The sequence below is a fragment of the Mesorhizobium sp. M1004 genome (assembly GCF_040318795.1).
GTDB lineage: Bacteria > Pseudomonadota > Alphaproteobacteria > Rhizobiales > Rhizobiaceae > Mesorhizobium.
Window position 1 is genome coordinate 546,372 of record NZ_JAMYNB010000002.1, and the last position, 12,788, is coordinate 559,159.

Consider the following 12,788-nt stretch of genomic DNA (forward strand, 5'->3'; position numbering starts at 1 on the left):
GCCGCGATTTGTTGGCGAATTCTTTCTAATTTCGACTGAAAAAGTAGAATAAAGCTATCGATCCGTCTAATCAGTTGTTCTTGTAAATTCGATCGGAATTGGTTCTTAATGCACACATGACGCTGGACCAGTTGCGCATTTTCGTTGCCGTTGCCGAACGCGGCCATATGACCAAGGCGGCGGAGCTTTTGGGCATCTCCCAGTCGGCGGCGTCGGCGGCTATCCGCGCTTTGGAAGAGCAGCATGGCGTTCATCTGTTCAACCGTGTCGGCCGCAACATCGAGCTGGCTCAGACCGGCCACCGTTTCCTGCCCGAGGCCAAGGCGGTGCTGGAACGCGCCGCCGCCGCCCGAAATGTGCTGGAGCATGTCTCGCAGACGGTCGCCGGCAGCCTGTCGATCGCCGCCAGCCTGACCATCGCCAGCTACTGGCTGCCGCGCAGGCTGGCCTCTTTCCATGAAGCCTACCCGGCGGTGCGCTTAAGCGTCAGCATCGGCAACACCAGGCAGGTCGAGGCCAATGTGCTCGACGGCACCGCCGATCTCGGTCTGGTCGAGGGGCGCACCGAGTCAGACATCCTCCGCCGCACCAAGGTCGACGTCGACAGGTTGATGCTGGTCGTCGCCGCCTCGCATCCCGAAATCGCCGAGATTGCGCCGGGCCGCCCGGATATCAGAGGGCTGCGCTGGATCATCCGTGAGGGTGGTTCGGGCACGCGCGAGGTGCTGGAGGACCTGGCCCGCCGCGAGGGGATATCGCTTGGCGACCTGCAGATATTTCTGGTGCTGCCGAGCAACGAGGCGGTTCGCCAGGCGGTCGAGGCCGGCGCCGGCGCCACCATCATCTCGGACCTCGTCGTCGGACGCGCCGTCGCCGAGGGCAGTCTCCGGTCGGTGCCGCTCGAACTGCCGAAGCGCGACTTCGCCATGATCACCCATCGCGACCGCCAGGCAAGCCTCGCCCAGATGGCGCTCAAGGCGCATCTCGGCGCTGAGGCCGTCAGCAATCCGGCGTAAGCGATCAGGCGAACTTCCGCTGTGCATCCAGCGCCAGGCCAAGGCCGACCGAACCGAACATGTCGCCCTCGATAACGGCGGCTTGCGGCACCAGCGACAGGATTTCGCGCCGTGCCAGCGGGATGGCGGTCGAGCCGCCGGTGAGGAACACGGCGGTGATGTCGGACGCTTTCACGCCAGCATCGGCAATCGTCTGCCGCACCGTAGCGGACACCCGCTCGATGTCGGCGGCGATGGTCTCTTCCAGGCCGGTCCGCGAGATCTCGGCGGCGAAATGCGCGCTAGGCAGCGCCACCGTTACATCGGCCGAAGCCTGATCCGTCAGCGCGATCTTGGCTCGTTCGACGAGGCCGGCCAGCGCATGGCCGTAACGGTGCTCGACAATATGGATGAAGCGGTCGACAAGGTCGGCGCGGACGGCCTCGAAGCGGATTTGCCTCAGATGCGTCATCGCCTTGGCAGTATAGACGAGGTTGATGCGCTGCCACGTCGCGAGATCAATGAAATAGCTCGCCGGCAGGTTGCGCTTGCCGTCTTTTGTGGGCGAGAGATAGCCGAGCTTGGGCATGACATGGGCGATGCTGAGCAGCCGGTCGAAATCGGTGCCGCCAATATGAATGCCTCGGTTGGCGAGGATGTCGTCCTTGCGGTCGCGTGAGCGGGCGCGTTGCGGCGAAACGCGCACGATCGAGAAGTCGGACGTGCCGCCGCCCATGTCGACGATCAACGCCAGTTCCTCGCGCTTCACGTCCTGCTCATAGTCGAGTGCTGCCGCAATCGGTTCGAACTGGAAGGCGATGTGCTTGAAGCCTTGCGCGCGCGCCGCTTTTTCAAGCTCGCTTTGCGCCTTGGCATCGGCTTCCACATCGTCGTCGACAAATTGCACCGGCCGGCCGAGCACAACGTTCTCCACCGGAGCGCCGGCATCTTCCTCAAGCCGCTTCTTCAAATGGCCGACGAACATGCCGACAATGTCGATGAAACCGATCTGCCGGGCCTTGATCCGCGTCTTCTCATGCGCCAGCGAACTGCCGAGCACGCTCTTCAGCGACCGCATCAGCCGGCCTTCGATGGCATCGGTGTAGTCGGCAATGGCGCGGCGGCCGAAATAGGTGTGACCGTCCTCGAAGTTGAAGAAAACCGCGCTTGGCAATGTCGGCTGTCCGCCTTCCAGCGCCACCAGCCGTGCCTGGCCGTTGCGGATCCCGCCCACCGTAGAATTGGACGTGCCGAAATCGATGCCGCCAAATGCCTGGTGCATTGCAGCCTCCTGTCATTGGGTCGTCGCTGTGGCAGGCGTCCGCAAGGCGCGCGCCGTCCAGCGGCCTGACCGTTCTGCCGAATGATTGTGCGTGTAACCCGAGGGTTGGGAGGCGGCGGTCTATCGCAAGACTGAGAAAAGGGGAACCCCCTTTCCCCGGAAATGGGTCGTGCGCGTCAATCCCTGCGGAAGATCAGCCTGCCCAGCCAGCCGGTGATCATGGCCAGCGACACGGAGAAGACGCCGTAGAGGAAGGAGTAATCATGCGCGACGCGGAAGATCGACTGTTCGAAACCCGATTTGCGGATTTCGAGCTGGGCCGAGCTTTCCTTGAGGAACAGGCCGCTCTTGAACAGGAACGCGCGGGCTTTATGCGTTCCAACCGGGACATTGGGCGCCAGCCGCACCGTGGCGCGAAACAGGTTCTGCGACAGGAACTGCACGCCGCCGACATTCTCGCTATAGAGGCCGGTCGCCGCCTTGCGCTCGCGCAGCGCCACGGTGAATTCCTCGATCGTCGCCGGACTGTCGGTTACGTCGGCCGGTTGCATGTAAAGGTTGGAGGCGCCGAGCGACAGCTGCTTGTAGCTGTTGGGTTCGGTGATGTCCTGCAGCGGCCGTGTCGTGGCGACGGAGTAGGAGACCGGCACGTTCTCGAAGGTCTCGGATTCCAGGTTGACCCAGACGCCGAGCACCCGGTCCTTGCGGCGCACCACAACCGGCCGCGGCGGCCCTTCGAGCACGACGATGACGTCATAGCGCCCCTGCCGCGCGACCAGCGGGTCGGGGTTTTCCAGCGAACCGAAAATGGTCAGGTCGGCGCCGGAAAAGCCGGCGGTGATCGACACCGCGTCGGTGGAGAGACCGATCTGGATGCCTTCCGGCAAGGGGTTCGGCGATTGCGCTGCGGCCGGCAGAGCGACGGCGATAAGCAAAGCGGCGGCCGAAAAAATCCCCCACCGCGGCATCAGTTCAGGCCCGCGGCGGTCAGCGAATAGAGGTTTGGCGGCGTGACGAAGAGATCGATGGCAAGCCGGATGGCAACCGCCAGCACCAGCAGCGCCAGCAGTGCCCTGAGCTGTTCGCCGCGCAGCTTCTGTCCTGCCTTGGCGCCATATTGCGCGCCGGCAACGCCGCCCGCCATCAGCAGGAAGGCAAGCATGACGTCGACCGTCTGGTTGGTGGTGGCGTGGACAAGCGTGGTGTAGGCCGAGGTGAAAATGATCTGGAACAGCGAGGTGCCGATGACGACGTTGGTCGGCACTTTCAAGAGATAGATCAGCGCCGGCACCATGATGAAGCCGCCGCCGACACCCATGATCGACGACAGGAAGCCGATGCCGGCGCCGAGCCCCAGCACCGGAATGACGCTGACGAACAGCTTCGAGGCCCTGAAGCGCATCTTCAGCGGCAGCCGGTGGATCCAGTTGTGCTGGCCGGATTTCTTCAAGACCGGCGCCGCACCGCTGCGCGTCGCGCGCAGCGCATTGACGCTCTCGACCAGCATCAGCCCGCCGACGGTGCCGAGCAGCACGACGTAGAGCAGCGAAATGAACAAATCAAGTTGGCCGAGCCGGCGCAGGAAGGCAAAGACAAAGATACCACCGGTCGAGCCGACGATGCCGCCGGCCAGCAGCACCCCGCCGAGCTTGAAGTCGAGCGTGCCGCGATTCATGTGCGACAGCGCGCCGGAGAAGGAGGAGGCGATAACCTGGTTGGCGCCAGTGGCAACGGCGATTGCCGGCGGGATGTTGTAGAAGATCAAGAGCGGCGTGATCAGAAAGCCGCCACCGACCCCGAACATGCCCGACAGGAAACCCACCGCCGCGCCCATTGCCAGCAGCACGAAGACGTTGACGGAAATTTCCGCGATCGGGAGATAGATGCCCACCCGTCAGTCTCGATCAGTTTGCCTGTCGGCGATTGCAGCCATTCCAGGGCATTGTCGCACCGAAAAGCCAATTCTTTCTTGCACCGCCGGGGCAGTGGGATCAAACCCCGCCGCCCTACCGAAACAAAAAACATCTCAAGCAGTTAACAGGCAAATGTATGGCAAGGGCGTCGCGTTAGCGACGCATCTGCCGTTATTTGTGCGCCAGCAGCGCCTTCACCAGCTTTTCGTCGATTTCGCCGGTCGCCTGCATCTTGTTGTCGGTCTGGAAAGCCATGATTGCGGTCTTGGTCTTGCCGCCCATCACGCCATCGGCGCCGCCGGCATCGTAGCCGTTCTTGTTGAGGATGAGCTGGATGTTCTTGACCGCCTTCTTCATGTCGACGCTGGCGGTGGTCTGCGGCGTGCCTTCCTGCCAGGATTCAGGAATGTCGGCCGAGTTGGACGCCGGGTCGAGCGGCTTCGGCTTCCACAGTTCCGTGGCGGCGCGCGCCCGCTCCAGCTGTTCGGGGCGCAGCGCAGTGGCGACTTCGTCGCGCTTTGCAGCCGCATCCTTGTCGCCGGTCTTGGCGACGAGCGCGAACCATTTGTAGGATTCCTCCAGGCTCTGCTTCATGCCGACGCCCTTTGCCGCCAGGATGCCGAGATTGAACTGGCTGTCCTTGACGCCGACATCGGCCGCCGCCTGAAACCAGTGCGCGGCCGATTCATTGTCGGTCACGCCGTCGGCGGCCATGGCAAACAGAACGGCCAGATTGTGCATGGCGCTGGCATTACCCTGCGCGGCGGCGAGCTGGTAGAAGGTCTTTGCTTTCTTGACGTCGCGCGTGACGCCGATGCCCTTCTCGTAGAAATTGCCGATGCGGTATTCCGCCGGTGCGAAGCCGAGCTCGGCCGACTTTTCGTACCATTTGGCCGCTGCCGCCATGTCTTCCTTGACGCCGCGCGATTCAGCATAGCGCGAACCGAGCTCGAACAGCGCCTTGGCGTCACCGCCGGCAGCCGCGTCGCGCAAGGCTTGCGGTCCGGCATCGGCCGGAACGTCTATCTTGGCCATGACAGGTGCTACCGCGGCATCAGCCGGCGGAACGGCGCCGGTAGTATCCGAGGCCGTCGTATCCGAGGCCGAGGGCGCCATGACGGCGGCCGCAGGCTGCGCGTCGGCAGCCGCCGGTTCCGCAGTGGCGGTGGTCGGCAGCATTGCATTTGGCGTGGGGGCCGGATCGGCCAAAGCCATCGGCGCTGGCGCGGGCTCCACCGCCGGCACTTCGGGCTCGGCGACCGAGGCCGCATTCATTGGCGCATCGTTGCCAGCTGCCGGTTCCGTGGGCTCCGCCTGCCTGACGATCCGGGCCGGCACGTCCTGCACGGCCACCTGCTGTTCTGCCTTGGGTTGGCTGGCAGCGTTGACCGAGGCAGTCTCGACCGGCTGCGAGGCGACGATCGGCGCTGTATCGTTGCTTGCGACCTCGACCGGGTCGGCGAAGAAGGCCTTGCCCAACTGGAGGCCGGCAAGCGCCAGCATGATCGCGACCGCTCCCATCAGGATCGGCTTGCGCCGCGCCTTGAGCAGGTCGCCGATACGAAGCGCCTTGACCGGGCCCTTCATGGTGGACTGGCGTTTCAGTGCGTCGGCCTCGGCGGCCGCGGCTTGCGCCGCGCGCCTGGCCGCGGCAATGAAGTCGGATTTCGATGCATCGCCGGAGTTTTGGCGCACCGGTGGGCCACGCTCGTCGCGGACGCGCTTCATGATGGCGTTGAGGTCGGGCGCGCCGGAGCCCGGCTCCAACGGCCGGTTGGCGAGCTTCGGATCGAGCGGCTCGTCGAGATCGACGCTCGGCATGTCGACATTGGGCCCCGAGCCGGCAAGCGGCGGCATGTCAGCCGGCTTCTTGCCCCTGAAGGCGCGCGCCAATCCTCCGAACAGCGACTTCTTGGCCGTGCCTTCGCCTTTCTCGGCAATCCTGTCGGAACCGAGCGCTGCCTGGGCAGCGGCCGCGGCAGCTTCGGCTGGCGAGCGCCGCACTGGTTCGCTGCCCATGACCGGGTCGCTACGCGTACCCGGGTCGCTGCGCATATCCGGCTCGCTGCGCATGATGGCGGCGGCGCGGCCGTCCAGGTCGGCCATGTCTCCGGTCAGCGGCAGCGGCTGGTCGATATCCATCGACGGCGCGTCCTGCACCGAAATCTTGGAGGCGCGTGCAGCGCGGGCCCGCCGCGCCGGCTCGGCCTGGGCATCCAGAAGCTCGCTCACCGCCTCGGCCGGTTCGCTGGTCTCCAGCGAGCCCAGACGATCGACGATCTTGAGCAACGTGTCGTGGATAGCCTCGAATGTCCGTGAATTGCGCTCGTCCGAACGGCGCGTCAGCGCTTCCAGCGTCTTCAGATCCTGGGCAAGGCCGGTAACGGCCGCGGTGTTGGCGTTGGAATCTGCCAGCGAGCGCACGGCGCTCTCGGCCGCTTCCCGTGCCGCGCCCATGATGGATTCGCGGGTTCCGGCCAGCGACTTCTCGATTTCGTTGAGACGCGGGCTGATGTCCTCGAATTCCGGCAGCGGCGTGCCGGGCTTCGACAGGTGAGCCGATAGGCCGGAGACCTGCGCCTCGAGGCTGCGGATCAGTGCCGGATCGATGCCGGCGACCTGCGCGGCCGACGATTCCAGCCGGCTTGAAATGTCTTCGAGCCGGCTTTCCAGGCCGCGGATCGCCGCCTCGTTGGCAGGATCGGGAATGCGCGTCTCCATGCGTTGGGCGAGCGCGGTGAAGCGTGCATCGATGGCGTCCATGATGCCGGCGCTGTCAGCCTGCGGCTGGCGCTGGTCCAGCCGGTCGGCAACCTCGTCCAGCCGCCGCTCGAGATCGCGAAACAGCATGTTGCCCTGTTCGATGGCGTCGCCCTGCCGACGTTCCATCATGCCCGACAGCACGTCGAAGCGCTGTTCCAGACCCTGGAAGATATAGTCGGCGTCGGGCATGGCCGGGGCGCGATCGATCTTGTCGGCGATCATCGCGATCTGCTTGCCGAGGCGCTCCATCGCCTGTTCCGGCAGATTGGCGCGGCCGGCAAGCTCGTCGACCCTGTTCGACAGCGTGCTGAGACGGTCGAGAACCTCGCCGCTCGGACGAACCTGCACGACTTCCTCGATCTGCTGCGCCAGCGAGGCGATCCGCTTCTCGATGCGCTCGAACGGTTCGGGGTCGAAGGAATTGGCCTGTGCGGCGACGGTCGAGGCGACGATGGCGCGCGAAATCTCATCGAGCCGTTCGTCGATCAGGCCAAGCGTGTCGCCGCCGCGGTTGCTCTGCTGGCTGACGAAATGATCGACGGCGCCGGCAAGCGTGCGGACCTTTTCTTCCATCGAGCGCAGCGACAACGATTCCGGCAGATTGTGGACCGCATTGCTGATCTGTTCGAGCCGGTCGGTCAGGGCCGAAAATCCGGGGCCGTCGGCGCGGTTGCGCTGGTCGGCGTCGACACGGTCCTCGAACGCGCTCCAGCGGCGGTCGAAATCGTCCCAGCGGCGGTCGACCTTCAGCACGCTTTCCTCGCGCGCCAATGTGTCGAGCGCCGTCTTTACCTGCTCGAGCTCGAGCCGCAGCATGTTGACGCTTCGGTCGTCGCTCTTCTCGGCCAGCGTCTGGATGGCGCCGGACAGCCGCTCGAATTCGACGCCGAGTTCGGCGCTGCCCTTGCCGGGCAAGCCGCCTGCCTGACCACCCGATTGGTTGCTCGCCTGGAAGGCCCGTTCGATGTCCTTGCGCAACGCGGCGAATTCGCGCTGCAGGCCGGCCGTCATCTGATGGCGCAGTTCCTCGCGCAGGCCACGCAATTCGCCGGCGATCTTGCCGACCACGGCGACGCTGTCTTCCTGGCCGCGCACGCGGTCGATGTCGCGCGCGATGGCCTGATAGTTCTGGTCGAAGGCGGCCGTCACAGGGCTTTTCGGCCGCGGCGCGGGCTGCGGGTCCTCGTACCAGCGCGGCGGCGGGGCGTAGGGCTGGGCACTTGCGTAGCGCGGCTCCGGGGCGGGCCGGCGCGGATCGAAGCGCTCGGCGGCGTCCTCGCGCTTGCGCTCCAGCCGCTGCTCCAGCGTTTCCAGCGAGCGGTTCAATTCATCAAGCGTGGTGTTCGGCCTGCGCGGCCTGCCGGCGTTGAGTGTATCGAGATAGGACCGCTTGCTGTTCATCGATGCGTCCGTTTTCAGAATGGCTGGCTTGCTGCCAGTTTCCCAAGTCCTTGTCGGGAACGAAGGCGGCCGCGCGGCACTGCTGCGGCGAAAGACGAGCTTCCCGGGCCAGGCCCGCTCTCCGAAAAACCGTGAAAAATTCGCTACAGGATAAACACGGGTGACCAACATCCGCACATTTCACCCATCGTGGTAAACAAGGCGTTAACCAAGCTTAAGAAGTTACGGCATTGCTGAAATACAGGCGGTGCCCGTTCGGACCCGGCGCCGGGGGTGCGGCATAAGGTTTCGCAATCCCAGAACGCCCTTGCGTCATGCGGCGGCTATCGATATAGAATTGACGTAAACGTAAGAGGGGCGCCGTTCGTGCCTTTTGCGATGCATTAGTTGAAACCACGACTGGAAGCATGCCCCCGCTTCCACTCAGGCGTTGCAAGGTCCGAGACCGCGATGCCACGACAGGGGAAAGCCAGTGACTATGAAACTTGTTTCGCCCGGCGAAGCCGCGGCCAACACCAACAATATGTCTGCCGAAGCCGGTGAGGAGCTGGTGCGCATCGGCGAGATGGCCAAGAAATACGGCGTGACGCTGCGCACGCTGCGGTTCTATGAAGACAAGGGCCTGCTCAATCCAAAGCGCGATGGGGCGACGCGGCTCTACACGCGTCGCGACAAGGCGCGGCTGAAGCTGATCCTGCTCGGCCGCAAAGTCGGGTTCTCGTTACGCGACGTCAAGCAGATGATGGATCTCTACGATCCGACGGGATCCAACACCAAGCAGCTGCGGCTGGCTCTCGACAAGTCGGAGAAGCAGCTTGCCCGCCTGCAGAAGCAGCGCGCGCTGATCGACGACGCCATCAACGAGTTGAGCGGCTCGATGTCGGCCGTGCGCCAGATGCTGTCCGAGCGTTCGGCCCCGGCCAGCGCCGCCAGCTGATTTTGCTCCGCAGCTCCCGGCGAAAGCTTTGAACGGAAGAGCCGCGCGGCCGCCCGCGCGGCTCTTTTTGTTTGACCCCCCTCGCTTTGCGCAAAGCATGCACCGCTCGTGCCGATAGGCTGGCATAGGTAAATTTTGTCCCGGCGATAAAATTGACGTTTACGCAAACGTCAATTTTTGCTATTCCGCTTTCAACATTGGCCCGCATGCCGCCCCCAACCTCATGTTCGGGGCCCGATCTCGCGGCCAAGACCCGCATGGTGGAGGAAACACATGCCGATCTACAGGGCGCCGGTCCAGGACACGCTGTTCGTGCTCAACGAGGTGCTGGGTTATCAGCGCTACTCCAACCTTCCCGGATTTGCCGAAGCGACGCCCGACGTTGTCGAGGCGATCCTCGCCGAAGGCGCCAAGCTCGCCGAAAACGTTATGCATCCTCTGAACCGCGTCGGTGACATGGAAGGCTGCGTGCGCCATGAGGACGGCTCGGTGACGACGCCGAAGGGCTTCAAGGAAGCCTACGACCAGTATCGCGAAGGCGGCTGGATGGGACTGGCGGCGCCCGTCGAGTTCGGCGGCCAGGGGCTGCCCTATGCCGTGCACACCGCGGTTGCCGAATACATGGTTTCGGCCAACATGGCGCTGATGATGTATCCCGGCCTGACGCAAGGCGCGATCGCGGCGATCATCACCCACGGCACCGACGAGCAGAAGGCGACATGGCTTCCGAAGCTGGTCGAGGGGTCCTGGACCGGCACCATGAACCTGACCGAGCCGCATTGCGGCACCGATCTCGGCCTGCTGCGCACCAAGGCGGTGCCGAACGGCAACAGCACCTACAAGATTTCAGGCCAGAAGATCTTCATCTCGGCCGGCGAGCACGACATGTCGGAAAACATCGTCCATCTCGTGTTGGCCCGCATCGAAGGTGCGCCGGCAGGCGTGAAGGGCATCTCGCTGTTCATCGTGCCAAAGCTGAAGCTCGATGCCTCGGGCAATCCGGGCGAGAAGAACACGCTCTCCTGCGGTTCGATCGAGGAGAAGATGGGCATCCACGGCAATTCGACTTGCGTCATGAATTATGACGAGGCCGAAGGCACGCTGCTCGGTGAGGCCAATGGCGGCCTGAAGGCGATGTTCACGATGATGAACGAAGCCCGCCTCGGCGTCGGCCTGCAGGGCCTGTCGCTGTCCGAGATCGCCTACCAGAACGCGGTCTCCTACGCCAAGGACCGGCTGCAGGGCCGCTCGCTGTCTGGCGCCAAGGCGCCGGACAGACAAGCCGATCCGATCATCGTCCATCCCGACATCCGCCGCTCGCTGATGACCATGAAGGCCTTCAATGAGGCCGGCCGCGCGCTGGCGCTGTGGACGGCGATCAAGTCCGACATCGCCCACCGCTCCGCCGACGACAAGGATCGCCAGGCGGCCGACGACTATACCGGCCTGCTGACGCCGGTGATCAAGGGCGTGCTCACCGACAAGGGTTTTGACCATGCAGTCATGGCGCAGCAGGTGTTCGGGGGCCACGGCTACATCGAAGAGCACGGCATGAGCCAGTTCGTGCGCGATGCCCGCATCGCCATGATCTATGAAGGCGCCAACGGCATCCAGGCGCTCGACCTCGTCGGCCGCAAGCTTGGGCTGAATGGCGGCCGCGCCGTGCAGGCCTTCTTCAAGGACGTCGGCGAGTTCTGCGAGGAGAACCGCGCCGACGAGAAGCTGGCGCCTTTCACCAAGGCGCTGAAGAAGGGCCTCAACGATCTGCAGGCGGCGACCATGTGGCTGGTGCAGAACGGCATGGCCAAGCCCGACAATGCCGGCGCCGCGTCGACCGATTACATGCATCTCTTCGGCCTGGTCGCGCTGGGCTATATGTGGGCGCAGATGGCCAAGGCCGCGCTCGGTAAGACCGGGGCCAATGGCTCCCAATCTGTCCACGAAAATGGGGCTTTTTACGATAACAAGGTGGTGACGGCGCGCTTCTTCATGGAGCGGATCATGCCCGAGACATCGGCACATCTCGCCCGCATTTCCAGTGGTGCGGACACGCTAATGGCGCTGCCTGCGGAAGCGTTCTAGAAATGGCTGGCGTCCCCCTCCCCCTTGAGGGGAGGGTGGCCCGAAGGGCCGGGAGGGGTCCTTGCGTGCAGTGCGCCGGCTGGTTGGCGCTTTCGTAGGAGATGATCGCAATGCCCCAAACCCGCGTCAATTCCGAAGATAAGGTCGAGCACGTCATCGGCGACCCCACCCGACCGCTTCGCGGCCACCCTCCCCTCGAGGGGGAGGGGGACGTTGGCGCGGGAGAAACGGCATGACAAATCCAGCCGAAGTGCTCTCCTTGCCGAAGCCCGCCTGGGCGGCGGACGAGGTCGGCATGCTCTACGACATGGCGCACCGCTTCATGTCGGAAGAGATCGCGCCGCGCTACGACGAGTTCGAGAAGAACGAGATGGTCGACCGCGAGAGCTGGCGCAAGGCGGGTGCCGCCGGCCTGCTCTGCGCCTCTATGCCGGAGGAATATGGCGGCTCCGGCGGCACCTTCGCGCATGAGAGCGCCATCATCGAGGCGATCGGCCATGTCGGCGTCGACGGTTTCGGCATCGGTCTCCACAACGCGATCGTTGCTCCTTACATCCTTCACTACGGCTCGGAAGAGCAGAAGAAGAAATGGCTGCCGAAACTGGCGACCGGCGAACTGATCGGCGCCATCGCAATGACCGAGCCGGGCGCCGGCTCCGACCTGCAAGGCGTCAAGACGCGCGCCGAGAAGGACGGCAACCAGTACAAGATCAACGGTTCGAAAACCTTCATCACCAATGGCCAACTGGCCAATTTCATCATCGTCGTCACCAAGACCGATCCGGCCAAAGGCGCCAAGGGCACCTCGCTGATCGTCGTCGAGGCCGACGAGGCCGAAGGCTTCGAACGCGGCCGCAACCTCGACAAGATCGGCCTGAAGGCCAACGACACGTCGGAGCTGTTCTTCAATGATCTGCGCGTGCCGACCTCGAACCTGCTTGGCCACGAAGAGGGACAGGGCTTCATCCAGCTGATGCAGCAATTGCCGCAGGAGCGCCTGCAGATCGGCACCGGCGCGATCGCCATGATCGAACGCGCCCTGGCGCTGACCATCGACTACGTCAAGGGTCGCAAGGCCTTCGGCAAAGCGATCATCGAGTTCCAGAACACCCAGTTCAAGCTCGCCGAACTGAAGACCGAGGCCACCATCGGCCGCGTCTTCTACAATGATTGCGTCACCCGCCACATCAATGGCGGGCTGGATCCGGTGACGGCGTCGATGGCGAAATACTGGCTCTCGGACCTGCAGGGAAAAGTCGTCGACGAATGCCTTCAATTGCATGGCGGCTATGGCTACATGAATGAATATCCGATCGCCCGCATGTTCCGCGACGCCCGCGTCCAGCGCATCTACGGCGGCACCAACGAGATCATGAAATTGCTGATCGGCCGCTCTCTCTGAGAGCAACGTCGGC

8 protein-coding genes are annotated in these 12,788 nt (G+C 64.1%); 4 read left to right on the plus strand and 4 right to left on the minus strand.

Annotated features, from left to right (window positions below; genetic code table 11):
• The first annotated feature begins 116 nt into the window (after nt 1-116).
• Complete coding sequence (locus NKH54_RS06770) at nt 117-1,016, plus strand: LysR substrate-binding domain-containing protein (RefSeq protein WP_023699495.1); 900 nt, start codon at nt 117-119, stop codon at nt 1,014-1,016.
• Nucleotides 1,017-1,020: 4 nt separating this feature from the next.
• On the opposite strand, the gene NKH54_RS06775 is transcribed toward NKH54_RS06770, so the two are convergent.
• From NKH54_RS06775 to NKH54_RS06790, 4 genes are all read right to left on the minus strand, one after another.
• Entirely contained in the window at nt 1,021-2,277 is a 1,257-nt protein-coding gene (locus NKH54_RS06775) for an Hsp70 family protein (RefSeq protein WP_353027910.1), read from the minus strand.
• 176 nt (nt 2,278-2,453) lie between these two features.
• Nucleotides 2,454-3,245, minus strand: a complete 792-nt coding sequence (locus NKH54_RS06780) for a TIGR02186 family protein (protein ID WP_023736135.1) — start codon at nt 3,243-3,245, stop codon at nt 2,454-2,456.
• Nucleotides 3,245-4,168: a sulfite exporter TauE/SafE family protein gene (locus tag NKH54_RS06785; RefSeq protein ID WP_353027911.1), complete on the minus strand. Its 924-nt coding sequence runs from the start codon at nt 4,166-4,168 to the stop codon at nt 3,245-3,247. Before NKH54_RS06785 ends, NKH54_RS06780 begins: the two co-directional genes overlap by 1 nt.
• A 193-nt stretch (nt 4,169-4,361) precedes the next feature.
• Nucleotides 4,362-8,354 carry a peptidoglycan-binding protein gene (locus NKH54_RS06790; RefSeq protein WP_353027912.1) on the minus strand — a complete coding sequence of 1,331 codons (3,993 nt, stop codon included), beginning with the start codon at nt 8,352-8,354 and terminating at the stop codon, nt 4,362-4,364.
• Nucleotides 8,355-8,832: 478 nt separating this feature from the next.
• Here NKH54_RS06790 and NKH54_RS06795 point away from each other — a divergent pair, with 478 nt between their 5' ends.
• The 3 genes from NKH54_RS06795 (at nt 8,833) to NKH54_RS06805 (ending at nt 12,775) form a co-directional block, all read left to right on the plus strand.
• Nucleotides 8,833-9,291, plus strand: a complete 459-nt coding sequence (locus NKH54_RS06795) for a MerR family transcriptional regulator (RefSeq protein ID WP_023755140.1) — start codon at nt 8,833-8,835, stop codon at nt 9,289-9,291.
• 273 nt (nt 9,292-9,564) lie between these two features.
• The gene (locus NKH54_RS06800) at nt 9,565-11,373 is read left to right on the plus strand and encodes an acyl-CoA dehydrogenase (RefSeq protein ID WP_353027913.1); all 1,809 of its coding nucleotides are present in this window, start codon (nt 9,565-9,567) and stop codon (nt 11,371-11,373) included.
• Nucleotides 11,374-11,605: 232 nt separating this feature from the next.
• The gene (locus NKH54_RS06805; RefSeq protein ID WP_023730961.1) at nt 11,606-12,775 is read left to right on the plus strand and encodes an acyl-CoA dehydrogenase family protein; all 1,170 of its coding nucleotides are present in this window, start codon (nt 11,606-11,608) and stop codon (nt 12,773-12,775) included.
• Nucleotides 12,776-12,788: the final 13 nt, after the last annotated feature.

Excerpts from the sequence above, each read along its gene's own strand:
- NKH54_RS06770 (WP_023699495.1), top strand. The coding sequence starts at position 117 with ATGACGCTGGACCAGTTGCGCATTTTCGTTGCCGTTGCCGAACGCGGC.
- NKH54_RS06775 (WP_353027910.1), bottom strand. The coding sequence starts at position 2,277 with ATGCACCAGGCATTTGGCGGCATCGATTTCGGCACGTCCAATTCTACG.
- NKH54_RS06780 (WP_023736135.1), bottom strand. The coding sequence starts at position 3,245 with ATGCCGCGGTGGGGGATTTTTTCGGCCGCCGCTTTGCTTATCGCCGTC.
- NKH54_RS06790 (WP_353027912.1), bottom strand. The coding sequence starts at position 8,354 with ATGAACAGCAAGCGGTCCTATCTCGATACACTCAACGCCGGCAGGCCG.
- NKH54_RS06795 (WP_023755140.1), top strand. The coding sequence starts at position 8,833 with ATGAAACTTGTTTCGCCCGGCGAAGCCGCGGCCAACACCAACAATATG.
- NKH54_RS06800 (WP_353027913.1), top strand. The coding sequence starts at position 9,565 with ATGCCGATCTACAGGGCGCCGGTCCAGGACACGCTGTTCGTGCTCAAC.
- NKH54_RS06805 (WP_023730961.1), top strand. The coding sequence starts at position 11,606 with ATGACAAATCCAGCCGAAGTGCTCTCCTTGCCGAAGCCCGCCTGGGCG.